Source organism: Promicromonospora sp. NPDC023987 (assembly GCF_040639055.1).
In the GTDB taxonomy this organism is placed as follows: Bacteria; Actinomycetota; Actinomycetes; order Actinomycetales; family Cellulomonadaceae; genus Promicromonospora.
This window is the reverse complement of the sequence record NZ_JBEZZF010000009.1, coordinates 96,868-119,641: the sequence shown is the minus strand read 5'-3', so window position 1 is coordinate 119,641 and position 22,774 is coordinate 96,868. Positions and strand designations below refer to the sequence as shown.

The following is a 22,774-nucleotide window of genomic DNA, read 5'->3' as shown; positions in this document are numbered from 1 at the left end:
TCCACCGGCACCACCATCGACGACCCCGCCCCCTACTGGCGACGCGCCGCCGTCAACGAAGCCATCAGCATGACCCGCGAGGCCGGACGCACCCGCCCCGTCGAGGACGACACCCTCGACGGCCTCACACCCCCGGTCGCCGGTGCCGAGCTGGACTCGGAACGCCAGGCCGACGTCACCATGCTCCGCGACGCCCTGACCCACCTTGCCGACGACGACCGCCAGATCCTCCTCGAACGCCACGTCCACGACCGCGCGGTGACCGACATCGCCACCAACCTCGGTGTGCGCCCCCACGCCGTCACGATGCGGCTACGCCGCGCCGAAGAACGCCTCGCCGGAGCCTTCGCCGCCGCCCACGCCCAGCACGTCAACGAACCCGAGTGCCGCACCACCCGCGCCGCCATGCACGACTACCTCAAGGGCCGCCTCCTGCCCCGCCGCCAACGGCGCCTCGAGGTCCACATGGACGCCTGCGCCGAGTGCACCCGCGCGTTCATCGACGTACGCGAAGTGTCCTGGATGCTGCGCGACCTCGGACAGCACCTCATCGCCGGCGGACTCGTCACCAGCACCGCCGGCATCGGCGCCGCAGCCGGAGCTGGTACGGGGGCCGGAGCAGGTGCGGGGGCCGGAGCGGGGGCCAAGGGCACCGGGAAGCGACCACGCACGCCCAGCAAGAAGGAGACCGCCGTCGCGGCCGGAGTCCTGGCCGCCCTGACCATCGGCGGCGGCGCGTTCGCCCTGATCGCCAACCAGACCACCGAACCACCCGTACAAGCCATCCAGGACACCGGACCTGCTGGTGACGGCGCAGGTGGCGGTGAAGGCGGCGCAGGCAGTGGCGGAGGTGACGGTGCGGGCGACGGCGGTGGTGCCGGCACTGATGACAACAGCAGTGCCGACGACGCGCCGAGCGCGCCCGACCGGACGCCACAGGACCAGCCGCCGTCCATCCCGCCGACCGACCCCCAGCCGCGTCCGGCGACCACACCCAAGGAGGACGCTGCCCCGGCTGCACCGTCCGAGCAGGACGGGACCGACCCCGCGCCAGCCCCCGACGCCCCGCCGGCGGACGACCCAGGTCCCGGCTCGGACCCGCCCCCGGCACCGGACGGCGGTGCGGACAAGCCTGAGCCGGTTCCCCCGCCCGGCCCCGCACCGGAGGAACCAGCAGACCCGCCGCCCAGCCCACCGGAACCGCCGGACCCACCGGACACGCCCGCGAGCCCGGTCAGCAGCGCGTTGGACGACCTGCTCGCCGGCCTGGGCCTCGCCGACCTGCCCGGTATCGATCTCGCGACCACCACGCTGGACGAGATCTGGGCAGTGCTCTTCGGCACGGTCGCGGACGGAGCCGGACAGGCCGTCGACGACGCTGAATCAGTGGCCGGGGACTGATGGCCGTGCGGGCTCATGACCTGGCCCGCAACCGCTCTTTACTGTGCGGACGCACAGCCCTGCTGGGCGACAGCCCAAGATCGTCGCCCGATCACGACGGCACCTTCCATGCGCCTGCGTTCTTTGCGAACATGCACGCCCGAGGTCTCGTGCATCGTGACAACACGCGGCGCCCGGTCGTGTACAGGAGGGGTTCAGCGTGACCGTCACCAGCGCAGACCTCAGCCAGTGGGCAGCGCACCGCCGTGCTGTCGTCTTCACGGTCTCTCGGCGCGTCCCCGGGGTCGATCCCGAGCTGGCCGCGAGCCGCGGGCTCGAGCTGTTGTGCGTCGAGCTCCTGAAGCACGGCGATGTGTCCGACCCCGTCGTGTTCTGGGGCGCCGCCGCGGTGGACGTGGCCCTGGCGATGGCGAACGAGGAGCCCTTGCCGGACCACCAGGCCGCGCTGAGCGAGGTCAGCACCGCGCCGGTCCAGCGAGCTCTGGACTTCGAGGTGCTCACGGCGGCGATGGAGCGGTTGTCGGCCGGCGACCAGCAGCTGCTCTGGGACCACCATGTGGGATCTCGCCCCGTGGCCGCGATCGCTGACGAGATCGGAGTGCTGCCCTACGCCGCCAAGCGGCGCTTGCGCCGCGCCGAGAACCGCCTCGCGAGCAGCTTCGCCGAGACGCACACCGGCACTGCCGACAATCTCGAGTGCGAGTCCACCAGGGCCTCGATGCACGACTTCGTCCGTAACCGTCTTCTGCCCGGCCGTCGGCAGAAGGTCGAGGACCACATGGTTCAGTGCGCAGGCTGCACCCGGGCGTTCGTCGACGTCCGGGAGTCCTACTGGATGCTGCGTGCCGCCGCTCCGGTCCTGCTGCTCGGCGCCGCGACGGCGGCGAAGGCGAGTGCCGCGGTCGGTGCAGCAGGTGCCGCCGCGACGGGTGCGGGCCTCGGCAGCGGGATCGCCGCGCTGGGCACCCGCGTGGCCCTGACCGTACGGAGCGCCCTGACGGACCCGATCAGCCTGACGGCGACCGTGGCAGGCGGGCTCTTCCTCACCAGCGCCGTCACCACCGGGGTGGCCGGCGACGCGGGGGCCGTGCCGACGCCCTTCGAGACCGGGGTGGTCTCCGTCTCCACGCCACGTGACGCGAACGCCGCGGTTCCTGACGCCGGTCCGACATCGCACGCGGAGGAGCAGGCGGACCGTCCGGAGTCGACTCGGTTCGTACCGCCAGGCCTGGCGGCGGGCAACGGCACACCACCCGGCCTGGCCAAGCAGGACGGTGTGCCGCCGGGCCTCGCCAAACAAGATGTACCGCCAGGACTGGCCAAGCAGGACGGCGCGCCGGCAGACCAGGCGTCCGACACCGGCGACTCGCCGAGTCCCGCCGAACCGAGCACGGGCACCCCGCAGGGCACCAACGGGACGGATCGCACGCCGCCCGGCCTCGCGAAGCAGGACGGCACGCCGCCCGGCCTCGCGAAGCAGGACAGCACGCCACCCGGCCAGGCCAAGCAGGACGACGCACCACCCGGCAAGTCAGGCGCGGCAGCGCGTCCGGACCGGTCCGACGAGCCGGAGAAGCGGTCGCACCCCGGGCGCGGGAGCTCCCAGCGGACCGAGGACGGGCACCCGGGCAACGGCCGGTCGAGCAGGGCGCAGCGCGAATCCTGGCAGGAGCCGGCGGGGCCGAGCCCGGACAGCGAGCGGGGACACCGGCTGGGCCCGCCCGATCACGTCCGTTCGAGGAGCACGAGCACCTCGTAGTGCGAGGTCTGCGGGAACATGTCGAGCAGGCGCGCCCGCACCGGACGTAGTGACGGCATCGCGGCGAGGTCCTTGGCAAGCGTCGTCGCGTTGCAGCTCGAGTACAGGACGTGCTCGATCGCCGAGGCTTCGAGCCACTGCGCCAGGTCCGGGCCGATGCCCCGCCGTGGCGGGTTCACGATCACCATCTCGGGCAGCTCAGGACCGGCCGGTCCGACGGCGAACTCCGTCGCGTCGCCCGCCGCGAACGTGACGTCCCTGAAGCGCCCGGCGGCGCCACCGTCGCGGAGCCGCTCCACCGTGCCCGACGCCGCGGCGATCGCCTCCGCGCTGATCTCGATCCCCGTGACGGCACGACCCGGCGCGGCGCAGTGCAGCGCGAAGCCGCCCACCCCGCAGTACAGGTCCCAGAGCGTGCTCGGACCCACCTCGTCGACCCAGGTGCGTGCCTGTCGGTAGAGCTCCGTGGCGACAGCCGTATTGGTCTGGAAGAAGCTCTGCGGGCGCAGGTCGAGCGTGATGTCGTCGATGCGCATCGGGAGGGTGGTGCGCTCGGTGAGCGGGATCTCGAGGTCGCCCTCGAGCACCGCCGCGTGCTTCGGCTGGATGTTCGCCGACACGACCGCCAGCGCCGGGAGCTCGGTGCGCAACGAGGCCAGGTGCTTGCGGATGCGCGCTATCGCCTCCTGGGAACGCAGCACGAAGCGGACCATGAGCTCGCCGTCGGGCGACAAGGTCACCAGGAGGTACTTGAGCTCCCCGCGCTGCTGTGCGCGCTTGCCCCGGCCGGAGACCTGGTAGGGCTCCAGGCCGGCTCGCGTGACGAAGGCCGCCAAGGGCGCGAAGGACGCCTGGAGGGCGTCCGGGTAGAGGCCGCAGTCCGTGAGGTCGACCCCGTGGCCGCCGCGGTCGAGGATGCCCAGCACCGGCTCGGCGACGCTGCCGCTGACCACCATCTTGGCCTTGTTCCGGAACCCGGACTCCAGGCTGCTGACCGCGGGGAGCCAGGTCAGCCCCGAACCAGCGGTCGGGGCGGTTGTCTCGACGGGCGAGCCAGGTGAGCCCGTCAGGACCGGTTCGAGGAGCGTGGCGACGTGCCGCTCCTTGTCGAGCACCTGGGTGGGGTAGTCGATCTCCAGGAGGGTGCAGGAGTGGCAGCGGCCGGCATCGTAGTGGGGGCACTGCACCCACCCATTATCCAGTCCGTACGCAACCGCCCCGATCAGCGCCTTCGCCGTGCGGTCACTCGGTGTACTCGAAGTGCCACGGCTCCTCGCGACCGCCGCCCGCCCGCGCCCACTCCGGATGGTGCCAGCCGACCTCGGGCCCGTTCGCGGCGAGCCACTCGTACTCGGGCTGGCCGAAGCGGAAGCCGTCGTCCGTCGGCACGTCGACCGCCAGCGCCCAGCCGTGGTTCGAGGTGCCGGGTGCCGCCACCTGCCCGCTGCCGAACTCGTCGAGCGCCTGGAGCTGCCAGTCGTAGGGCCGGTACCCGTACTCCACACGCAGCGGCTTGCCGAACTCCGCCTCGAACTCCGCTCCCAGCTTCTCCCAGGCCTTGGTCGCGTCGCACCGCAGGTACTGGTCCTGCCCCTCCGGCCCCACCCCGACCTTGCACAGGGTGTCCAGATCGAGCCGTCCGTTGGATCCGTCGGCGATGGTGGCGCGGGCGTCCCACGCCGCCGCCTCGATGGCGGCCCGCGCCGCCTCCCGCCGCTCGCCCAGGCCCCGGACGGAGCTCAGCTCGCCCCGGTCCGCCACGGCCGCGAGCGCCGCCTGCCCTTCCTTCCGGTGGGTCGCCAGGGTGTCGCGGACGGTGGCAGGGGCGCCGGCGTCCGCGGTCCAGCTCAGGGTGTACTCGGAGTCGCGCACGGAGATCTTGAGCTGTGCCGTGACCTTCGTCAGCGTCTTCTTCGCCGTCTTGAGCTGTGCGGCTGTCTTCTTCGCCTGTTCCGCCGCCGCGTGTGCCTCGGCCTTCGCGTCCTTGCGGTCCTGCTGCCACTGCCGGTTCGACGACCGGGTTTTCTCGGTCGCCTCGGCGAGCGTCGTCGAGGCGGTGCGGAGGGCGGCCGCCCATTCGGTCGCCTCGGCCTCGAGAGCGGCGATGTCCTCCTGGGTATCGAGCCCTGTGGTCCCGGACGCGGGGATCGCCGGCGCCTGCGTGGCGCCGAGCTCCTTGGCCGTGGCGACGTGTCCGGCCAGGTCGGTCCGGACGGTCTCGTCGACCACCTTGCCCTTGGTGGCGGCGAGAACCTGCTCCGCCTCCGCAATCTGCTGGTCCAGGCCCTCCTGGGCGGAGCGCCCGTCGTCGACGGTCTGCACGACGTCGGCGTGGGCGTGTGCGAGCTGTTCCAGCTCACGCTCGTTCGCGGCGTGGACGAGGGCGAACACGATGCTGCCCACGAGCGCGATCGCCGCGGTGACCAGGAAGATGACTAGCGGGCGCATGGACCCGCCGTCCGACGGGGCGTCTGCGGGCGACTCCGCGTTGAGGGGCATGGCCCGAAGTGTGGCGAATCTGCGGCGTGGACGCTAGTCGCGCGCCCGCTCGGCGAGATTCTTGAGCTTGTCGAGGTACACGGCGGCCTCGCCGGCCTGCCAGTCCGGCATGTTGGTGTTGTCGGGCCGGAGGCCCACGGACCGGTCGGTCAGCTCGCGCAGGATGTCGGCGTGGCCCGCGTGCCTGGTGATGTCGTTGGCCACGTGCGTGATGATGCGGAACAGCGTGACCTCGCGGTTCCCCCACCAGGGCACGTGGCCGACCGTGTCCAACGGCAGCGTGTCGATGGTCTCGTCGCAGAACGCCCAGGCACGTCGGTAGAGTCCGACGACCGAGGCGATCGACTCGTCCGCGGTCGCGTACCAGTCCGCCTGCGGGTCTGCCTCCAGCGCCTGGTCGGACGGGAGCTCCTCCGGGGTGGGCCAATCCCGGCCGAAGCAGGTCCCGAAGTAGCCGATCTCGGTGCTGGCGCAGTGCTTCACCAGGCCCAGGAGATTGTTGCCGGAGGGCACGAGGGGCCAGCGTGCCTGCTTCTCCGTGAGGCCCTCGAGCTTCCAGACGAGGGCCTCACGGGTTTCGTTCAGGTACTGCTTCAGGACCTGCTTCTGCTCGAGCTCGTCCGGGTTGCCGGTCGTACTGCCAGTCGTCTGCGCCATAGGGACAGTGTGTCCCTCGCCACCGACATCTATCGAGCCCGTTGCGCCCGGGCGCGCTTCTTGGGCTTGCGCTGGAGCCACCACTCGGCGAACAGCAGGTTCACCACCCAGGAGAGCCATGCGGAGCTGACCGCAACCGCCCGGATCTCGGATGATGCGCCCGCAGCCACGGCCAGAGCTGCAGCACGGCGGCGCTCAGCATCACCGAACCCGTGAAGATGTGGATCACGAGCGCCGGGAGCCGGGGTGGTGGTCGTCGTGTCGGTCGCCATGTCTTACCTGCTTTCGTCAGGCCGGAAGGTCAGGACGGGTGTGCCACGTCAGCGCCGCGCACGGAACGCGAGGCCTGCCGCCGTCGCGAAGACGAGCCCGAGGCCCAGGCACCAGACGATGGCGAGCACACCGACGCCGACCGGGTCGGCGACGCCCGCGACGTCACCGGCGAGCAGGTTGCGCACCGTCTCGATCACCGGCGTCACCGGCTGGTGCTCCGCGAACCCGCGCAGCCAGCCCGGCAGGGTGTCCACGGGTACGAACGCGCTCGACACGTAGGGCAGGAACATCACGAAGAACGAGAAGCCGCTGGCGGCTTCTGGCGATCGGACCAGCACTCCCACCAGGGCGGCGAGCCAGGTGATCCACCCGACGAAGAGCAGGATCATGCCGACGGCGGCGAGCCACTCCAGGGCGGAGGCCTCCGGGCGGAAGCCCATCAGGATCGAGACGCCGAACACGATGGCGGTGGTGACGAGGTTCTTCGCGAGGCTCGCGACCACGTGTCCTGACAGCACGGTCCAGGCGGTGACGGGCATCGACCGGAGTCGTTCGACCATGCCGCTCGACATGTCGTGCTCGACGGCCGCGGCCGTGCTCGCGGCGCCGAACCCGGCCGCCAGCAGGATGACGCCCGGTGTCACGTAGTTGATGTAGCCGGTGCCGGTGTCCATGGCGCCGCCGAAGACGAGCACGAACATCAGCAGGATGATCACCGGCAGCACCACCGCGGTGATCATGGCGTCCAGGTCGCGCGAGACGAGGCGCAGGCCGCGGACCGTCATGGTCGAGATGTCTCTGAGCAGGTACGTCATGCCGCCGCCTCCGCCGGTCGTGCCGAGCGTTCCTGGCCGACGTGGCCGGTCAGGGCGAGGAAGACGTCGTCGAGGGTGGGTGCGCGCACCTCCCAGTGGTCGGGCGTCACCCCCGTTGCCTCGACCACGGACAGCACGGACCGCACGTGGGCGACCGAGCCGTCGGTGGGGACCCGCACCCGCGCGCCGTCGGCGGTGGCCGCGAGCGCCAGGGCGACCCTGTCGGCGTCGGACACGGTGGCGAAGGCGAGCTCGACGCCCGCCTCGCCTACCTCCCGCTTGAGCTGCGCGGGTGTGCCCTCCGCGACCACGCGGCCGCCGTCGACGAGCGCCACGCGCTGGGCGAGCCGGTCGGCCTCCTCCAGGTACTGGGTGGTGAGGAAGACGCTGGTGCCTTCGTCGACCACGCCGCGGACCACGTCCCAGAGCGCCTGCCGGGACCTCGGGTCGAGGCCGGTGGTCGGTTCGTCGAGGAACATGATCCGCGGCCGGGTCAGCAGGCCCGCCGCCAGGTCGAGCCTGCGCCGCATGCCCCCCGACCAGGTGCCGACCTGGCGGTGCGCCGCGTCGGCCAGGTCGAAGGCCGTGAGGAGCTCCGCGACGCGGTCCCGCACCATCCGGCGCGGGAGGTGCGCGAGGTGACCCATCATCGTCAGGTTCTCCGCCCCGGACTGCTTGTCGTCCACAGCGACCTGCTGACCTGTGAGGCTGATGATCTCGCGGACCCGCTGCGCCTCCCGCACCACGTCGAATCCGGCCACGGTGGCGCGGCCGGCGTCGGGCCGCAGCAGCGTGGCCAGGATCCGGACCGTGGTGGTCTTGCCCGCGCCGTTGGGGCCGAGCAGCGCGAGGACCGAACCTTCCTCGAGCTCCAGATCGAGCCCGTCCAGCACGGGCGGGCTCGTCGAGCCTCGTCTCGCGAAGGACTTGTGCAGGCCTTCGGCCGTGACGATCGCAGCCATGGTCTTCCCTCTTCCTCTACCGTTCCAGATACTGTTTATCTCCTACGCGTTTTAGTGTGGGACGTAAACAGTGTGCGGTCAAGAGAGTTTCCGGTCGGCCTGCGGCAGGGAACAGGGCAGGATGGGAGCCGATGAGTAACGACACCGCCCCCGAGCCGGCCCAGCAGCCGCCGGGCACCGGGCCGACGGCTGAGCTCCCCGCTGCCGTGCAGCGCCTGTGGGGAGATGCGGCGCCGCGGCGCCGCGGGCCCAAGCCCGCGCTGTCCGCCGCGCAGATCGTGCAGGCCGCGATGGACCTGGCCGACGCCGAGGGCCTCGCCGCCGTCTCGATGGCGCGCGTCGCGGAGGCCGTCGGGTACACGCCCATGGCCCTGTACCGGCACGTCGCCGGCAAGGACGAGCTGCTGGTCCTGATGTCGGACGCCGTGGCACGCGACCTGCCCGATATCCCGGCCGGCACAGACTGGCGCGCTGGGCTCGAGGCCTGGACGCGCGCGCAGATCGACATGGGGTTGGACCGGCCGTGGTTCCTGGACCTGCCGCTGTCCGCGGTGCTGCCAGGACCCAACCGGCTGCGCGGGCTGGACCAGGCCTTCGGGGTCCTGCGGCCGGTCGACCTGCCGGCCGACGAGAAGCTCGCGATCATCGGCCTGCTCGCCCAGCACGTCCTGGGCGAGGCCCGGGTGCACATCGAGTCCCACCGTGGTGCGGTCCAGCAGGTGCGGCGGGCCGCCGGGCTGCCCGAGGGGACGCCGGAGTCCGAGCTCGACCCCGCGGCGATCGAGGCGGCCGACCCCTACTCCGACTTCGAGACGGTGCTCGCCCGATACGCCGAACCCACGAGGTACCCCCATCTGTTCGAGGCATTCTCGACGTGGACGGGCCCGGTGGAGGTCTCACCCGTCGCGGACGACATCACGTTCGGCATCTCGGTCGTCCTCGACGGCGTCGAGGCCTACCTCAGGCGCCGTGGTGCGATCCCCGACGATGAGTCATGAGCCCCTCAGCACCGCGGCACAACGGTTCTGGCCCGACCACAGGCAGCGGTTATCGGACGTCGTGCACAGGTCGGCGGCCGGAACCCGTGGCGTGTCGGTGGCGTGCGTCAGAGTGGTGCCGTGACCACTGATCCCAGGGCAGACGACAAGACGGTGACGCCGGCGGCAGCTGCGGCCCTGCGTTGCTTCGGCGACGGAGATCCGCTCTATGCGGCGTACCACGACGACGAATGGGGTGTGCCCGTGCACGGCGAGGCAGCCCTGTTGGAACGCATAGCCCTCGAGGGGTTCCAGTCCGGGCTCTCCTGGATCACCGTGCTGCGCAAGCGTCCGGCGTTCCGCGAGGTCTTCGAGGGCTTCGACGCGGAGAGGGTGGCTGCCTTCGGCCCCGACGACGTCGAGCGGCTGCTCGCCGACGCCCGCATCATCCGGAACCGCATGAAGATCGAGGCGACCGTGGACAACGCTCGGGCCGTGGTCGCGCTGCACGACTCCGGCCGCACGCTCGACGAGCTGTTCTGGTCCTTCGCCCCCGATCCTGCCGTCCGCGAGCGCCCGGCCGCCTTCACCGACGTGCCGGGCTGGACCGCCGAGTCGAAGGCCATGAGCAAGGCGATGAAGCAGCAGGGGTTCCGGTTCATCGGCCCGACCACCGCCTATGCGGCGATGCAGGCGTGCGGCCTCGTGGACGACCACGTGGCCGGCTGCCCGGTGGTGCTCGACCGCGGCCGGGCGGTCCCGGTCACGCCCGGATCCGCTCCCTGAGCGTCACAGCTCCGCGCACGGCTCCACGACCGGGAGGACGGCGTCGCGGACCCACGCGGCGAGGGACGTGGCCGGCGGGCGCAGCATGACGGTGTCCACGCCGTGCTCGGCGAACCCGCGCATCTCCTCGACGAACGCCGCGGTGTCGCCCGGGCTGATCGGCGCACCGCGGTGCAGCATCGTGACGCGGATGTCGGCGGGGTCGCGTCCCACGTCGTCGCAGTGTCGCCGCAGCACGTCGAGCAGGTGCCGCAGCCGTTCGGGCGTCTCGGCGAACAGGTTGCACGCGTCCGCGTACTGCGCGACGAGCCGGAGGGTCCGCTGCTCCCCGGACCCGCCGATCATGATCTCGGGTCCTGACAGCGGCGGCGGCGAGCAGATCGTCTCGGCGAGCTGGTAGTGCTTGCCCTCGAAGGGGCCGTCGTTGTCCAGGTCGTACATCTGTCGCGCGATCCGGACCGTCTCCTCGAGCATCTCGAAGCGGTCCTTGAGCGGCGGGAACGGCACCCCGAGCGCCGCATGCTCCTTGTCGTACCAGGCTGCGCCGATGCCGTAGGTGGCCCGCCCGCCCGAGACCACGTCGAGCGAAGCGACGATCTTGGCCAGCAGGCCCGGATACCGATACGTCACGCCCGTGACCAGCGCGCCGAGCTGCACGTTCTCCGTCACGCCGGCCAGGTAGCCCAGCGTCGTGTACGCCTCCAGCATCGGGTCCGACGCCGGGAAGCCCTGGTGCTCCATCTGGAAGTAGTGGTCCATCACCGAGACCCATGCGACGCCGCCGTCGTCCGCGTACCGGGCGGCGTCCGCCAGCTCGGTCCGCATCCGGGCGGGCTCCATCGAGTCGAAACGCATGAGATGGGTGCCGATTCGCATGTCTCGATCCTCCTACGCCGTCGCGCGACGTCAAGTGCGCGCACCGTCAGACGCCGGGAACGGTCGACCCCTCCGTCAGCCCCAGGACCCGCGCGACGAGCCACGTGATCGAGTCGGCCGTCTCGCGCGGCGACGCCGACGGCTGCATGACGTGGCTCATCGAGGTGCGTACCACGATGTCGATCACTGCCGAGATCTGCTCCGGCTCCAACGGGATCTCGTACTGATCAGCCCGGTCCTGCACGACGGTCTTGACGGTGCCGAGCAAGGACTCTGAATGTGTGGTGAGCAAGGGCAGCAGCTCGGTGTCCGCACCGTGCGTGGCAGAGATGATGGCGCGCAGCAACGGGTTGCCCAGGGCGAACGCCAACGTGTTCTCCACGGCGGCGTGGACCCCCGACAGGAGGTCGTCGGGGTGGTCGTCGAAGCCCTCGGCGATCTTGAAGATGAACTTGGCCGACTCCGTCAGCACCATCGCCTCCGCGAGGTCCTCGCGGCTGCCCACGGCGTTGTAAACAGTCTGCCTGCTCACACCCGCGTCGGTCGCCAGGCGGCCCATCGTCACCTTCGACCACCCGTCGGCACAGGTGAGGCGGACCGCAGCAGCGATGATCCGACTCCGGCTGGAGATCGGGTCCTCGGCACCCGCGGTCACCTCTGTCATGTTCCAATCGTAGGCAACGGGCGGCCTCCAGGCCGGAGCAGCACGCCCGACACCACCGATTTCACCCTCTCCTGACACCGGTCGACGGCCTGGTCCTGGCGCTTCCCCGCCGTCGGACGGGCAGCGCCCCGCCGCCCTGGCGGTGGACGGACACAAAACCTGCGTCCTGGAAACCCCATAGGGTGGCGAGCATGGACCTCGAAGAACGCCTTGCTGTCTTCATCGACTACGAGAACCTGGCGCTGGGCGCCCGGGAGCACCTGGGCGGGATGCAGTTCGACTTCGGCCCGATCGCCGACGCCCTCGCGGTGCGCGGCCGGGTGGTCGCACGCCGTGCCTACGCGGACTGGTCGTACTTCGACGAGGACCGCCGCATGCTGACCCGGCACCAGGTCGAGCTGATCGAGATGACACAGCGGATGGGCGCTTCCCGCAAGAACGCCGCCGACATCAAGATGGTGGTCGACGCCATCGAGATGGCCTTCGAGCGCGACTACATCTCGACGTTCGTCATGTGCACGGGCGACAGCGACTTCTCGCCGCTCGTCCACAAGCTGCGCGAGCTGAACAAGCGCGTCATCGGCGTCGGAGTGGAGAAGTCGACGTCTCGGCTGCTGCCCGCCGCGTGCGACGAGTTCCTCTTCTACGACCGCCTCGAGGGCGTCGAGGTGCCCGACGAGGACCAGGGTGCGCCCGCCCCGAAGCGCGGCACCCGCTCGCGCAAGCCCGCGACGACGACGGAGCGTGCCTCCGCGCAGAAGGCGCCCACCACGTCGCGCCGCGCCAAGGCCGCCGAGGCGGTGGCGGAGGCCGTCGCAGAGCCCGCCGCCCCGGCCGCCACGACCGGGTCCGGTGCGGACGCGCCCGAGGCCAAGCCCGCCACCCGTCGTCGGAAGAAGGCCGAGCCCGCCCCCGCACCCGTCGACGTCGCGCCGGAGCCCGAGGTCGACGTGAGCGAGCAGGAGGACGAGGCGCCGGCGTCGAGCGATGCCCCCATGGAGGTGCGCGTGGCGCAGACCCTCGCCGACCTGCAGTCCTCGACGAGCGGCCCCGTGACCGCGTCGGCCCTCAAGCGGACGCTGCTGCGCAAGGATGCGACGTTCAGCGAGTCGGACTACGGGTTCCGCACGTTCGGCGAGTTCCTGCGGTTCCTCGCGGACCGCGGGTTCGTGGAGCTCGCGACGGGCCCGTCGACAGGCGACCCCGAGGTGTCGCTGCCGGAGCAGGGCGACACCGACGCTGCCTTCGTGCTGCTGCGAGCCGTGGTGCAAGAGTCCGGCGGCTCGGCCGCACTGTCCGGCCTGAAGAACGCCGTGCGCAAGAAGCGCCCGGACTTCTCGGAGAAGGCGCTCGGCTTCCGCGGGTTCCTGCAGTTCGCCAAGGCGGCAGAGGCCGCCGGCACCGTCGCTCTGGCGTGGGACGACGACGCCGACGACTACCTAATCACCTCCGGCTCAGGCGGAACAGGTACAGCCTGACCCGGCGATGGCGCAGGGTTTCGTAGGTCGAGCCTGTCGAGACCCGGTCAGTCGGTGAGCACACCGGGCACGGTGGCGAGCCCGCGGGTGAGCTCGGCCCCGTCCCGGCCCGTGACCGCCGGTACCTGAGGGATGTCGGAGCCGGCCACCGTGGGCCCAGGGGCCGGTAGGTTCCCGGCGAGCACCTGCTGCCCGCTGGTGAGCCGCCGGATGGCCACGACCCGCACGCGGTCCGGACGACGCCGGACGGCCTCCTCGTAGATCTCGACGTCGTGCTGGCCGTCGTCGCCGAAGAGCACCCAGCGCACGTGCGGGAACCACGACATCAGCAGCTCGAGACTGGCTTCCTTGTGCGCCGGGCCACGGCGGAACCATCCGGTGAGGGTCGGTCCCCAGTCGGTGAGGAGCAGGGGGCCCGACGGGTACGCGTGGCGCGAGAGGAACGCGCGCAGCGTGCCCGCGGTGTTCCACGCCCCCGTCGACAGGTAGAAGAAGCAGGCATCCGGGTGCTTCTGCTCCAGCGCCCTGTACAGCTCAGGCATACCCGGCACCGCCCGTCGGCTGCTGGAGTGCCGCACGAACGTGTTCCATGCCGCGAGCAGCGGCCGCGGCACCGCCGTCACCATCGTGGTGTCGTCGATGTCGCTGATCACCCCGAACCGTGTGTCCTCGTCGAGGATCAGGAGCGACGCGTCCGTGGGGCACGGGTCGGTCCCGTCGAGATGCGTCAGGACGGCCGACTGCCAGCCGGCGGCCAGCGGGGCTTCGGTGGGCACCTCGACGTCGACGTAGCCGGCGCGGTCGCTCGTCGCCACGGACGTGTGGCCGCCTACCTGGAGCCGGACGCTGCGCTGCGGCGCCGGCACGGTCAGGAAGTGGCGGAACCCGCGTCGGCCGGCGCGGACGGCGTCGCGGTTCGGCGCGACCGGCCCGGGCCGCGCGAGCAGGACCCGGGCGAGCACGCGCACCCGGTCCGGCGTCCCGTATCCGGTATAGGTCTCGATGCGAGGGCGCCAGCCGGCGCGAGAGAGCACCCACCCCGCCGCGGCGTAGAAGTGATCTTCCACCACCGCGGCGAGGTGCGGGCGCTGTGAGGGGTGCGGGGTCGGAGTAGCCACACCCGATTGTGGCTGCTACTGACCGCCCATGCCGGTCGTCGCCACGCCCTGCACGATGCGGCGCTGGAACAGCATGAACAGGATGAGCAGCGGCAACGCCGCGATCATGGCGGAGGCCATGTTCTGGGCGTACTGCACGCCGTAGGCGTCCTTCACCGTGGACAGGCCCACCGGCAGGGTCATGAACTGCGGGTCCGTCGTGATGATGAACGGCCACAGGAAGTTGTTCCACGCGCCGATGAACACGAAGATCGCCACGGCGACGAGGATCGACTTCGACAGCGGCACCACGATCGTCCAGAACAGTCGCCACGACCCGGCGCCGTCGATCCGGGCGGCGTCGAGCAGCTCCTGCGGGATCGCGTCGAAGAACCGCTTGAGGATGAACACCATCACGGGCGCCACGATCTGTGGGAGGACGATTCCCGCGAACGTGTCCACGAGCCCCATGACCTGCATCTGCTTGAACAGCGGCACGATGAGGATCTGCCCGGGCATCATGATCGACGCGAGGGTGAGCCACTGCATCAGCCCCCGGCCCTTGAACAGGGTCTGCGAGAACGCGAAGGCGGCCATCGCGGAGATCAACACGGTGAGCGACGTGACGAGCACGGCGACCACCAGGTTGTTCCACATCCACAGCAGCAGGTCGCTGTTGCCGAGCACCTTCTCGTAGGCCTCGAGCGTCCAGCCCATGGTCGGCAACAACGACGCGGGGAGAGCCGCCTCGGCCTCGTGCTTGAAGCTGGTGACGGCGCCCCAGACGATGGGCACGAGCCAGATCCCCGCGAGCACGACGAGCGCCGCGAGTGCCCCGGCCCGCGCCCAGGGCGACGGGCCGAGGGTCAGCTTGGTGAGGGCCTTATTCTCGGCCCGGTCCTGCAGCGCCTTCGTCCGGCGGACGTCGGTGAGGTCGGCGAGAGCCATCTCAGGCCTCCTTCTTCGTCGGCAGGAGCCGCACCAGCGTGAACACGAGGATCAGGGCGAAGAACACGTACGAGATCGCCGACGCGTACCCGAGCCGGTAGTTCGTGAACCCGGTGTCGTAGATGTACTCGAGGATCGGACGCGTGCTTCCGTTCGGCCCGCCCATGGTGAGCAGGTAGATCTGGTCGAAGACCTTGAGCGAGGCCAGGAGCTGCAGCACCAGGATGACGCCGGTGATCGGACGCAGCTGGGGCAGCGTGATGGAGAAGAGTCGCCGCCACCCGCCCGCGCCGTCGATCGTCGCCGCCTCGTACTGCTGGGCCGGGATGCCCTGCAACGCGGCGAGGTAGAGCAGGAAGTTGAAGCCGACGGTCCACCACACGGTGACCCCCGCGATGGAGAACATCGCGACGTTCTCGTCGGTGAGCCAGCCGAGGGGCTGCAGGCCAAGGCCTTTGATCCAGGTGTCGAGCAGACCGATGTCCGGCTGGAACATCCAGTTGCTGAGATGCCAGACCACGGCGCTGGTCAGCAGGTACGGCGCGAAGAACGACATGCGCCACACCCACTGTCCCGGCAGGCCCGTGTGGACGAGCACCGCCATCACGAGGGCCACCAGCACCAGGGGGATGGTGCTGAGGATCGTGAACCACACGGTGTTTCCCAGGGTCTGCCAGACCTGGGGGTCGCTGAAGGCCTCCGCGTAGTTCGCGAAGCCGATGAACTCGCTCCCGGTGCCCGTCAGGCTCTGGTTCGTGAAGCTCATCCACAGGCCGTAGATCGTCGGCACGACCAGGAAGAGTCCGGTGGCCACGGCGAACGGCGCGACGAACAGGTAGCCGGACTTGTCCCGCGAGCGCAGGGAGTCCTCAGAGGTCTTGGTGCGCGTGCCGGGCCGGCTCGCTGAGGTCCGCCGGTCGGGTGCTGCCCTCCCGGCGAGCGGGGTGACGCTGGCGTTCGAGACAGTCATCGTCGTCCTCTCGATCAGGCGGGGTCGGGCAGAGCGAGGAACCTGTCCATCTCGCTCAGCATTCGGGTCACGGCGGTACGCGGCGGCGCCTCGCCTGCCAGGGTGTCCGTCATCGCGTCGGCCATGCGGACCTGGAAGTCGCTACCGCCGCCCGTGAACCAGGCGTCAGGATCGAAGACGGCGACCTCGGCGGCGGCGGCGTAGTCGCGCTGCGGGGTGAGCTCCTGGTACGCGGGCTGCTCGACGATGGGCTGGTAGGCCGGGATGTGCCCGGCCGAGGCCCAGGTCAGGCCCTCCTTGAGGAGCCCGGCGAGGACTCGGTACGTCGCCTCGCGGGCGGCGGGGTCTGCTTGCTCCTGCCGGGGCAGCACGAACGCGTGCGAGTCGGCGTAGTTCGCCGGGGTGTCGAAGATCGCGGGGAACGGCGTGGCCCCGACGTCGGGCAGCGCGTCGCGGAACATCGGCAGGTCCCACTCACCGGCGAACATCATGCCCGTACGCTCCGACATGAAGCGGGCGGACGCGGCGTTGCCGTCCTGGTTCTTCGCGGCGACCGTGCCGTCCACCATGGCCTGCAGGAACTCGAAGACCTCGGCCGCGGCCTCTTCGTCGAGCTCCGCGGGGCGGCCCGGCGTGAGCTCGTAGCCGCCGCCGTTCTGGGAGTAGAGGCCCCAGAACATGCGCCAGCACCCGGCCGGGTCGCGCTGGTAGCCCCAGCCGACGCCGGTCTCTCCCGTGACCTCGGCCAGCGTACGACCGGCCGCGAGGAAGTTGTCCGCGCCCGCGAGGGCGTCCAGGTCGAGCTTGCCGTCCGCCGTCGCGAGGCCGGCCTCCTGGACGATCGTCGGGTTGTTGAACATGATGTACGGGTGGGTGTCCAGCGGCAGGGCATAGAGCTGCCCGTCGAACTGGGCCTTCTCCCACACCGCGGGTGCGAAGTGCTCCTGACCTACGCCCAGCTCAGCGAGCTTGTCGAGGTCGAACGGTTCGAGAAGCCCGCCGGGCGCATAGCCGGCGAGCCGGGACATGTGCATCACTGCCGCCTCGGGCGGCTTCCCGCCCGACGACGCCATCGCCAGCTTCGTGTAGTACGGCGGCCCCCAGGCGAGAGTCGTCGACTCGACGGCGATGTCCGGGTTGGCCGAGGCGACCACGCCCACCATCTCCTGCATGAGCGCACCGTCGCCGCCCGAGAAGAGGTCCCAGATCATGACCGCCGTCCGGCCGGATCCAGCGGCGTCCGGCGTGGCGCAGCCGGCGAGCGTCCCGCCCAGCGCGACACCGCCGGCGCCCACCAGGGCAGCTTTGAGCAGGTCACGGCGGCTCAGGCCTCCGGAACTCTCCGCACGGCTGCGGGTTCTCGACGCGATCACGGGACTGCCTTGCCCCGGGACGCCACGTCCTCGTAGCACGGTCATCATCGACCTCCAATGGTGCAACGTTGCGCTCCAACGTTGGATCACGATGGACTAGGCCGGGCGTCCCGTCAAGGGGCAATGGTGCGGAAGGAAGTGAAGGGTTGTCGGAACAAGCGGGCCGTCGAGTCGGTATCAAGGAGGTCGCTGCGGCGGCAGGGGTCTCCTGGAAGACCGTCTCCAACGTTGTCAACGAGACCGGCCGGGTCGGTGACGTGACCAGGGCGCGGGTGGAGGCGGTGATCGCCGAGCTGGGCTACCGGCCCAACCTCGCCGGGCGGCAGCTGCGGCGAGGCCGCACCAACACGCTCGCGCTCGCCGTGCCGTGGGTGCAGTCACCGTACTTCTCGGTGCTTGCCCACCAGATGATCGACGTCGGCAACTCACGCGGCTACCGGGTGCTCATCGAGGAGACCCGGTCCACGCGCGAGACCGAGCTCGAGGTCGCGCGGGGCTTCGACGTGCAGTCGATCGACGGGATCATCTTCTCGCCGCTGGAGCTCTTTCCGGCCGAGATCGACGAGGTGCGGGGCAGCGTGCCCCTGGTCCTGCTCGGTGAGCGCGCCGACCAGGACCCGGCGCGCGAACGCCGCACCGACCACGTGAGCATCGACAACGTCCGCGCGGCGGCGCAGGTCACGGAACACCTGCTGGTGTCCGGGCGGCGCAGGCTCGCGTTCCTCGGCGACGAGCCGCGGGGCGTCGCCCGCACCGGCGCCCCGCGCGTCCAGGGGTTCCGCGAGGCGCACGCGGCGGCCGGGATCGAGGTCGACGAGCGCTGGGTGCTCGGTGCGGCGGAGTTCTCGCGGAGCTCCGGTGCGGCGTCGGTCGAGGCGGTGCTGCCGCGCATCGGCCAGATCGACGGGCTCGTGTGCGCCAACGACGAGCTCGCGCTGGGAGCGCTGTACGCGCTGCGCCGCAACGGGGTGCGCGTCCCCGAGGATCTCGCCGTGACGGGTTGGGACAACACGGAGGACGGTCGCTTCTCGAACCCGTCGCTCACCACTGTCGCGCCCGACCTACGAGCGATCGCGGAGACGGCGGTGGACCGGGTCCTCGCCCAGCTCGAGGACTCGTCGATCGAGCCGGTCGACGCCGTCATGCCCCACCGCCTGCTGGTCCGGGAGAGCACCCGGGCCTGAGCCCCCGCGACGCCAAACCGGTGCCCCGCGGCGGGACACTGAGGCGTCTCCAGGTGATACAACGTTGCATTCCCATCGGAAGACGTGTTGAATCGCCGCGCACATGTCGTAGACGCAATGGAGCAGCTGATGACCTTCCTCGACCGCTTCTCGCCCGCGGGCGCTCCAACGGCCACCGCCGTGCCGCGCCCCGAGTACCCCCGCCCGCAGATGGCCAGGGACCGCTGGCTCAACCTCAACGGCACCTGGCAGTTCGAGATCGACTCGGGCGACTCCGGGCTCGAGCGCGGACTGGTCCAGCGGCCGCTCCAGAGCGAGATAGTCGTACCGTTCGCACCCGAGTCGGAGCTCTCCGGCATCGAGAACACCGACTTCCTCGAGGCCGTCTGGTACCGCCGCGAGGTCACCGTCCCCGCGGAGTGGTCCGCCGTCGGTGACGACCCGCACATCCTGCTGCACTTCGGCGCCGTGGACCACGACACCACGGTGTGGGTGGAGGGCACGGAGGTCGTGCGGCACCGCGGAGGGTTCACCCCCTTCACGGCCGACTTGCACGGGATCGCGGCCCCCGGCGACACGGTCACCGTCGTCGTGCGCGCCAGGGACACCCGGCACGAGCCGCAGGCCCGCGGCAAGCAGAGCAACCGCTACGCGAACTTCGAGTGCAACTACACCCGCACGACGGGCATCTGGCAGACCGTGTGGCTGGAGCCGGTGCCCGCGGCGCACCTGCGGCGCCCGCGGATCACGCCGGACCTGTCCAGCTCGGCGTTCGACGTCGTGGTGCCGCTGTCCGCGAACCGGCGCGGCCACACGGTGACGGTCACCGTGACCGACGCCGACGGTACGGTCGCGACCGCCACGGCACGCGCCGACCTGGACCTGGCGCCGGCGCTGCGCGTCGTCGTCCCCGCGGAGCGCCTGCGCACCTGGGGCCCTGGGGATCCGCACCTGTACGGCGTGGACATCGAGCTGCACGACGCCGACGGCACCGTCGTCGACTCCGTGCGCTCCTACGCGGGCCTGCGCTCGGTGTCGATCGACGGCAAGGCGATCCGGATCAACGGCGAGCCGGTCTTCCAGCGGCTCGTCCTGGACCAGGGCTACTGGCCCGAGTCGCTCATGACCGCGCCGTCGGACGCTGCGCTCGAGCGCGACATCGTGCTCGGCCTCGAGGCCGGCTTCAACGGCGCCCGACTGCACCAGAAGGTCTTCGAGGAGCGCTACCTGTTCCACGCCGACCGGCTCGGCTACCTCGTGTGGGGCGAGTTCGGCGACTGGGGCGTCAGCGGCTACGGCACGCCTGCGGACGGCCAGCGGCCGACGACGTCGTTCGTCGCCGAGTGGATGGAGGCGCTGCAGCGTGACCACTCGCACCCGTCGATCATCGGGTGGTGCCCGCTCAACGAGACTCACCAGGACCTGCACGACCGCATCACGCAGCTGGACGACGTCACCCGCAGCATGTGGCTCGCCACCAAGGTGGCCGACCCCTCACGGCCGGTGCTGGACGCCAGCGGCTACTCGCACCGGGTGCTCGAGACGGACGTCTGGGACTCGCACCTGTACGAGCAGGACCCGGCGAAGTTCGCGGAGCTGGTGGGCGGCCTCGCCGACGGGAAGCCCTACGGGAACGATCGGGACAATGGCACGCCGATCTCCCAGCCGTACGGCGGGCAGCCCTACTTCGTCAGCGAGTACGGCGGCATCTGGTGGAACCCCGAGACGGCGGCCGACGCCTCGGGCAGCTCGCCGGACTCGTGGGGCTACGGCCAGCGGGTCCGGGACGAGGAGGAGTTCCACGCTCGGTTCGCCGGCCTCACCGACGCGCTCCTGGACGACCCGCTGATGTTCGGCTACTGCTACACGCAGCTCACGGACGTCTTCCAGGAGGAGAACGGCGTGTACCGGTTCGACCGCAGCGAGAAGCTCGACGTCGACCGGGTCCGCGCCGTCCAGGTGCGTCCCGCAGCCTTCGAGAAGGGCAGCGACGAGACGTCCTGACGCCGCACCGCGAGCTGTCAGGCGGACAGGTCACCCGGGTGACCTGTCCGTCGGACAGCTCGCGGTCGCGTGGGCCCTTGCAGTCTCTTTAGTCTTTTTCACCACATATCACCCCGTCCACAGGGGCGCTTGAGGGGTGCACAATAGGCCGGTGACGTACCGGTTCCTCAAGCTCATCCTCTCGATCCTCGTGCTCGTGCTTCTGCGCCCGCGCGTCACTGGCCTGCAGAACATCCCGAAGCGCGGCGCCGTGATCCTGGCGAGCAACCACCTGTCGTTCATCGACTCGCTGCTCATCCCGATCATGGCGCCACGTCACGTCGCGTTCCTGGCCAAGGCGGAGTACTGGACGGGCAAGGGCATCAAGGGGCGCCTCTCCCGCTGGTTCTTCACCAAGATGGGCGACATCCCGGTGCAGCGGGACGACCCGCGGGCCGGGCAGCGCTCCCTCGAGGACGCGCTGGCGGTGCTGCAGCGGGGCGGTGCGTTCGGCATCTACCCCGAGGGCACGCGCTCGCGCGACGGCAAGCTGCACAAGGGCCACACCGGCGTCGCGTGGCTGGCGCTGACCGGCAAGGCCCCGGTCGTCCCGGTGGCGCTGCTCGGGACGGACAAGGTGAAGCCCATCGGCAAGATGCCGCGGTTCGCCCGGGTCGAACTGCACTTCGGCGTGCCGATCGACCCGTCACGCCAGATCGCGGCCGGCACCAAGCCCGCGCAGGCGCGGCGCGAACTCACCGAGCAGGTGATGCAGTCCATCCAGGCGATGAGCGGCCAGGAGCGCGCCGACACCTGACCCTGTGCCGACGCGTCCGGCTGCGGACTTCTTGTCGGCGTGCCCAGCGTGGCCCGTGGCCCGCCGAGCCGGTCGAGCCAGCCGACCAAACCAGCCGAACCGACCAACCGGTCACGCCGCCGCGCGGCCCGTCAGACCTACGCGTTCGAGCAGGTCGAGCGCCGGCCGGTGCTTGTTGAACGTGTAGACGTGCACGCCGGGTGCTCCGGCGTCGAGCACCTCGCGGGCGAGCGCCGCCGAGTACTGGAGGCCGTGCTCGTGCTGTGCCTCGGGGTCGACCGCGCCATCGGGCGCCGTGAGCCTGTCGAGATCACGCAGGAGGGCTGTCGGCGCGGCCACTCCCGTGAGCTCCTCGACGCGGCGCAGCCGGCGGGCCTCGGTGGTGGGCAGGATCCCGGCGAGGATCGGAATGGTGACGCCCGCCGAACGTGCCGCGTCGAGGAACCCCGTGTAGGACTCCGCCCGGTAGAAGAACTGGGTGATCGCGAAGCTCGCGCCGGCCTCCTGCTTCTCCAGCAGTCGCCGCACCTCCTGGTCGCGGGTGGTGCCGGCTCCGGGGTTGCCGTCGGGGAACGTCGCCACGGCGATGGTGAGCGGGCGGGTGGCGGCCCGCAGGGCGGCGCTGGCGTCGGCGGCGACGCGCCGCTGGTCCACCTGCGTGAGCAGCCGGACCAGGTCGACGCTGGAGCGCACCCCGTCCGGCGACGGACGCCAGTCGGGCTCGTCGCGCGGCGGGTCCCCACGCAGGGCGAGGAAGGACCGCACGCCTGCCTCGAGGAACTCGTCGATCACCTCGGACACGTCCTCGCGGGACGCACCAACGCAGGTCAGGTGGGCCACCGGGAGCACCGGCGTACCACGGAGCAGGGTGGCGAGCACCTCGCGGGACGTCGCCCGGTCGCCCCCCGCGGCGCCGTAGGTCACGGAGACGAAGTCCGGCCGTGCCGCCACGAGCCGCTGCGCCGTCTCCCAGAAGTTGGGCGCAGCCTCGGGCCGACGCGGTGGCATCAGCTCGAACGACACCGTGGGGCGGTGGGGGTATGCCTCGACAACCATGGTTGCTCCATCGAACCTGGCGTGAGCACCTTACGTCCACGCGCCACGGCTGCGGGGCAGGAAGTCTGCAGGTTGCTGCGGTGTCAGGGAGCCAGGACTCTCGACCGCTCTGGATGGGATCGCCACCATGCTAAGCGATTGTCCAGCACTGGGACAGATTTTGTCCGGCGGTCGAGACGCCCTGCTCCATCGTGCACCT

The 22,774-nt window shown here is 70.9% G+C and carries 21 protein-coding genes and 1 riboswitch; of the genes, 8 read left to right on the top strand and 13 right to left on the bottom strand.

The genetic code is table 11. The features are described from left to right. Positions 1-1,401, top strand: a 1,401-nt coding sequence (locus AB0F40_RS06945) for a sigma-70 family RNA polymerase sigma factor (protein ID WP_357465390.1), incomplete at its 5' end; no start/stop codon positions are given. 199 nt (positions 1,402-1,600) lie between these two features. Then, entirely contained in the window at positions 1,601-3,160 is a 1,560-nt protein-coding gene (locus AB0F40_RS06940) for a hypothetical protein (protein ID WP_357465389.1), read from the top strand. Here AB0F40_RS06940 and rlmC read toward each other — a convergent pair. The 6 genes from rlmC to AB0F40_RS06910 are packed head-to-tail and all read right to left on the bottom strand — an operon-like array spanning position 3,127 to position 8,366. After that, a complete protein-coding gene (gene rlmC, locus AB0F40_RS06935) occupies positions 3,127-4,347 on the bottom strand; it encodes a 23S rRNA (uracil(747)-C(5))-methyltransferase RlmC (protein ID WP_357465388.1) in 1,221 nt (406 codons plus the stop codon). The genes AB0F40_RS06940 and rlmC overlap by 34 nt on opposite strands. 55 nt (positions 4,348-4,402) lie before the next feature. After that, positions 4,403-5,659 carry a M15 family metallopeptidase gene (locus AB0F40_RS06930; protein ID WP_357465387.1) on the bottom strand — a complete coding sequence of 419 codons (1,257 nt, stop codon included), beginning with the start codon at positions 5,657-5,659 and terminating at the stop codon, positions 4,403-4,405. 33 nt (positions 5,660-5,692) lie between these two features. Then, a complete protein-coding gene (locus AB0F40_RS06925) occupies positions 5,693-6,316 on the bottom strand; it encodes a DinB family protein (RefSeq protein ID WP_357465386.1) in 624 nt (207 codons plus the stop codon). Between the two features lie 29 nt (positions 6,317-6,345). After that, positions 6,346-6,588, bottom strand: coding sequence for a hypothetical protein (locus AB0F40_RS06920; RefSeq protein WP_357465385.1), 243 nt, complete (start codon positions 6,586-6,588; stop codon positions 6,346-6,348). 48 nt (positions 6,589-6,636) lie between these two features. Further along, positions 6,637-7,404: an ABC transporter permease gene (locus tag AB0F40_RS06915; protein WP_357465384.1), complete on the bottom strand. Its 768-nt coding sequence runs from the start codon at positions 7,402-7,404 to the stop codon at positions 6,637-6,639. Further along, positions 7,401-8,366 (bottom strand): ATP-binding cassette domain-containing protein, encoded by a 966-nt coding sequence (locus AB0F40_RS06910; protein WP_357465383.1) that lies wholly within the window; start codon positions 8,364-8,366, stop codon positions 7,401-7,403. Before AB0F40_RS06910 ends, AB0F40_RS06915 begins: the two co-directional genes overlap by 4 nt. Before the next feature lie 131 nt (positions 8,367-8,497). Here AB0F40_RS06910 and AB0F40_RS06905 point away from each other — a divergent pair, with 131 nt between their 5' ends. Next, positions 8,498-9,364, top strand: coding sequence for a TetR/AcrR family transcriptional regulator (locus tag AB0F40_RS06905; protein WP_357465382.1), 867 nt, complete (start codon positions 8,498-8,500; stop codon positions 9,362-9,364). A gap of 120 nt (positions 9,365-9,484) precedes the next feature. Then, a complete protein-coding gene (locus tag AB0F40_RS06900) occupies positions 9,485-10,129 on the top strand; it encodes a DNA-3-methyladenine glycosylase I (RefSeq protein WP_357465381.1) in 645 nt (214 codons plus the stop codon). Between the two features lie 3 nt (positions 10,130-10,132). On the opposite strand, the gene AB0F40_RS06895 is transcribed toward AB0F40_RS06900, so the two are convergent. Together AB0F40_RS06895 and AB0F40_RS06890 are read right to left on the bottom strand one after the other, a co-directional pair. Further along, entirely contained in the window at positions 10,133-11,005 is an 873-nt protein-coding gene (locus AB0F40_RS06895) for an LLM class F420-dependent oxidoreductase (RefSeq protein WP_357465380.1), read from the bottom strand. Between the two features lie 46 nt (positions 11,006-11,051). Beyond that, positions 11,052-11,669 (bottom strand): TetR family transcriptional regulator, encoded by a 618-nt coding sequence (locus AB0F40_RS06890; protein WP_357465379.1) that lies wholly within the window; start codon positions 11,667-11,669, stop codon positions 11,052-11,054. Positions 11,670-11,860: 191 nt separating this feature from the next. Between AB0F40_RS06890 and AB0F40_RS06885 the strand changes: the two genes are divergently transcribed. Next, positions 11,861-13,147, top strand: coding sequence for an NYN domain-containing protein (locus tag AB0F40_RS06885; protein WP_357465378.1), 1,287 nt, complete (start codon positions 11,861-11,863; stop codon positions 13,145-13,147). Positions 13,148-13,194: 47 nt separating this feature from the next. On the opposite strand, the gene AB0F40_RS06880 is transcribed toward AB0F40_RS06885, so the two are convergent. From AB0F40_RS06880 to AB0F40_RS06865, 4 genes are read right to left on the bottom strand one after another with little or no spacing between them, the layout of a single operon-like run. Beyond that, positions 13,195-14,265 carry a phosphatase domain-containing protein gene (locus AB0F40_RS06880; RefSeq protein WP_357465377.1) on the bottom strand — a complete coding sequence of 357 codons (1,071 nt, stop codon included), beginning with the start codon at positions 14,263-14,265 and terminating at the stop codon, positions 13,195-13,197. Between the two features lie 15 nt (positions 14,266-14,280). Continuing rightward, complete coding sequence (locus tag AB0F40_RS06875) at positions 14,281-15,192, bottom strand: carbohydrate ABC transporter permease (RefSeq protein WP_357465376.1); 912 nt, start codon at positions 15,190-15,192, stop codon at positions 14,281-14,283. Position 15,193: 1 nt separating this feature from the next. Continuing rightward, a complete protein-coding gene (locus AB0F40_RS06870) occupies positions 15,194-16,162 on the bottom strand; it encodes a sugar ABC transporter permease (RefSeq protein ID WP_357465375.1) in 969 nt (322 codons plus the stop codon). A 14-nt stretch (positions 16,163-16,176) separates the two neighbouring features. Beyond that, complete coding sequence (locus AB0F40_RS06865) at positions 16,177-17,535, bottom strand: extracellular solute-binding protein (RefSeq protein ID WP_357465374.1); 1,359 nt, start codon at positions 17,533-17,535, stop codon at positions 16,177-16,179. 146 nt (positions 17,536-17,681) lie between these two features. On the opposite strand from AB0F40_RS06865, the gene AB0F40_RS06860 reads away from it, so the two are divergent. The 3 genes from AB0F40_RS06860 to AB0F40_RS06850 all read left to right on the top strand — a co-directional run bounded on the left by AB0F40_RS06860 (position 17,682) and on the right by AB0F40_RS06850 (position 21,519). After that, on the top strand, positions 17,682-18,719 hold the full coding sequence (locus AB0F40_RS06860; protein WP_357465373.1) for a LacI family DNA-binding transcriptional regulator: 1,038 nt from the start codon (positions 17,682-17,684) through the stop codon (positions 18,717-18,719). A 129-nt stretch (positions 18,720-18,848) separates the two neighbouring features. Beyond that, a complete protein-coding gene (locus AB0F40_RS06855; RefSeq protein ID WP_357465372.1) occupies positions 18,849-20,723 on the top strand; it encodes a sugar-binding domain-containing protein in 1,875 nt (624 codons plus the stop codon). 151 nt (positions 20,724-20,874) lie between these two features. After that, the gene (locus AB0F40_RS06850; RefSeq protein ID WP_357465371.1) at positions 20,875-21,519 is read left to right on the top strand and encodes a lysophospholipid acyltransferase family protein; all 645 of its coding nucleotides are present in this window, start codon (positions 20,875-20,877) and stop codon (positions 21,517-21,519) included. A 111-nt stretch (positions 21,520-21,630) separates the two neighbouring features. On the opposite strand, the gene AB0F40_RS06845 is transcribed toward AB0F40_RS06850, so the two are convergent. Beyond that, positions 21,631-22,575: a methylenetetrahydrofolate reductase gene (locus AB0F40_RS06845; RefSeq protein WP_357465370.1), complete on the bottom strand. Its 945-nt coding sequence runs from the start codon at positions 22,573-22,575 to the stop codon at positions 21,631-21,633. A 4-nt stretch (positions 22,576-22,579) separates the two neighbouring features. Further along, a riboswitch (SAM riboswitch) is annotated at positions 22,580-22,695 on the bottom strand. Positions 22,696-22,774 lie beyond the last annotated feature (79 nt).

What these genes read in the sequence shown, in the direction of transcription:
- AB0F40_RS06905 (WP_357465382.1), top strand. Translation starts at nt 8,498, where the DNA reads ATGAGTAACGACACCGCCCCCGAGCCGGCCCAGCAGCCGCCGGGCACC.
- AB0F40_RS06910 (WP_357465383.1), bottom strand. Translation starts at nt 8,366, where the DNA reads ATGGCTGCGATCGTCACGGCCGAAGGCCTGCACAAGTCCTTCGCGAGA.
- AB0F40_RS06845 (WP_357465370.1), bottom strand. Translation starts at nt 22,575, where the DNA reads ATGGTTGTCGAGGCATACCCCCACCGCCCCACGGTGTCGTTCGAGCTG.
- AB0F40_RS06885 (WP_357465378.1), top strand. Translation starts at nt 11,861, where the DNA reads ATGGACCTCGAAGAACGCCTTGCTGTCTTCATCGACTACGAGAACCTG.
- AB0F40_RS06895 (WP_357465380.1), bottom strand. Translation starts at nt 11,005, where the DNA reads ATGCGAATCGGCACCCATCTCATGCGTTTCGACTCGATGGAGCCCGCC.
- AB0F40_RS06925 (WP_357465386.1), bottom strand. Translation starts at nt 6,316, where the DNA reads ATGGCGCAGACGACTGGCAGTACGACCGGCAACCCGGACGAGCTCGAG.
- AB0F40_RS06920 (WP_357465385.1), bottom strand. Translation starts at nt 6,588, where the DNA reads ATGGCGACCGACACGACGACCACCACCCCGGCTCCCGGCGCTCGTGAT.
- AB0F40_RS06875 (WP_357465376.1), bottom strand. Translation starts at nt 15,192, where the DNA reads ATGGCTCTCGCCGACCTCACCGACGTCCGCCGGACGAAGGCGCTGCAG.
- AB0F40_RS06890 (WP_357465379.1), bottom strand. Translation starts at nt 11,669, where the DNA reads ATGACAGAGGTGACCGCGGGTGCCGAGGACCCGATCTCCAGCCGGAGT.
- AB0F40_RS06870 (WP_357465375.1), bottom strand. Translation starts at nt 16,162, where the DNA reads ATGACTGTCTCGAACGCCAGCGTCACCCCGCTCGCCGGGAGGGCAGCA.
- AB0F40_RS06930 (WP_357465387.1), bottom strand. Translation starts at nt 5,659, where the DNA reads ATGCCCCTCAACGCGGAGTCGCCCGCAGACGCCCCGTCGGACGGCGGG.
- AB0F40_RS06855 (WP_357465372.1), top strand. Translation starts at nt 18,849, where the DNA reads ATGACCTTCCTCGACCGCTTCTCGCCCGCGGGCGCTCCAACGGCCACC.
- AB0F40_RS06915 (WP_357465384.1), bottom strand. Translation starts at nt 7,404, where the DNA reads ATGACGTACCTGCTCAGAGACATCTCGACCATGACGGTCCGCGGCCTG.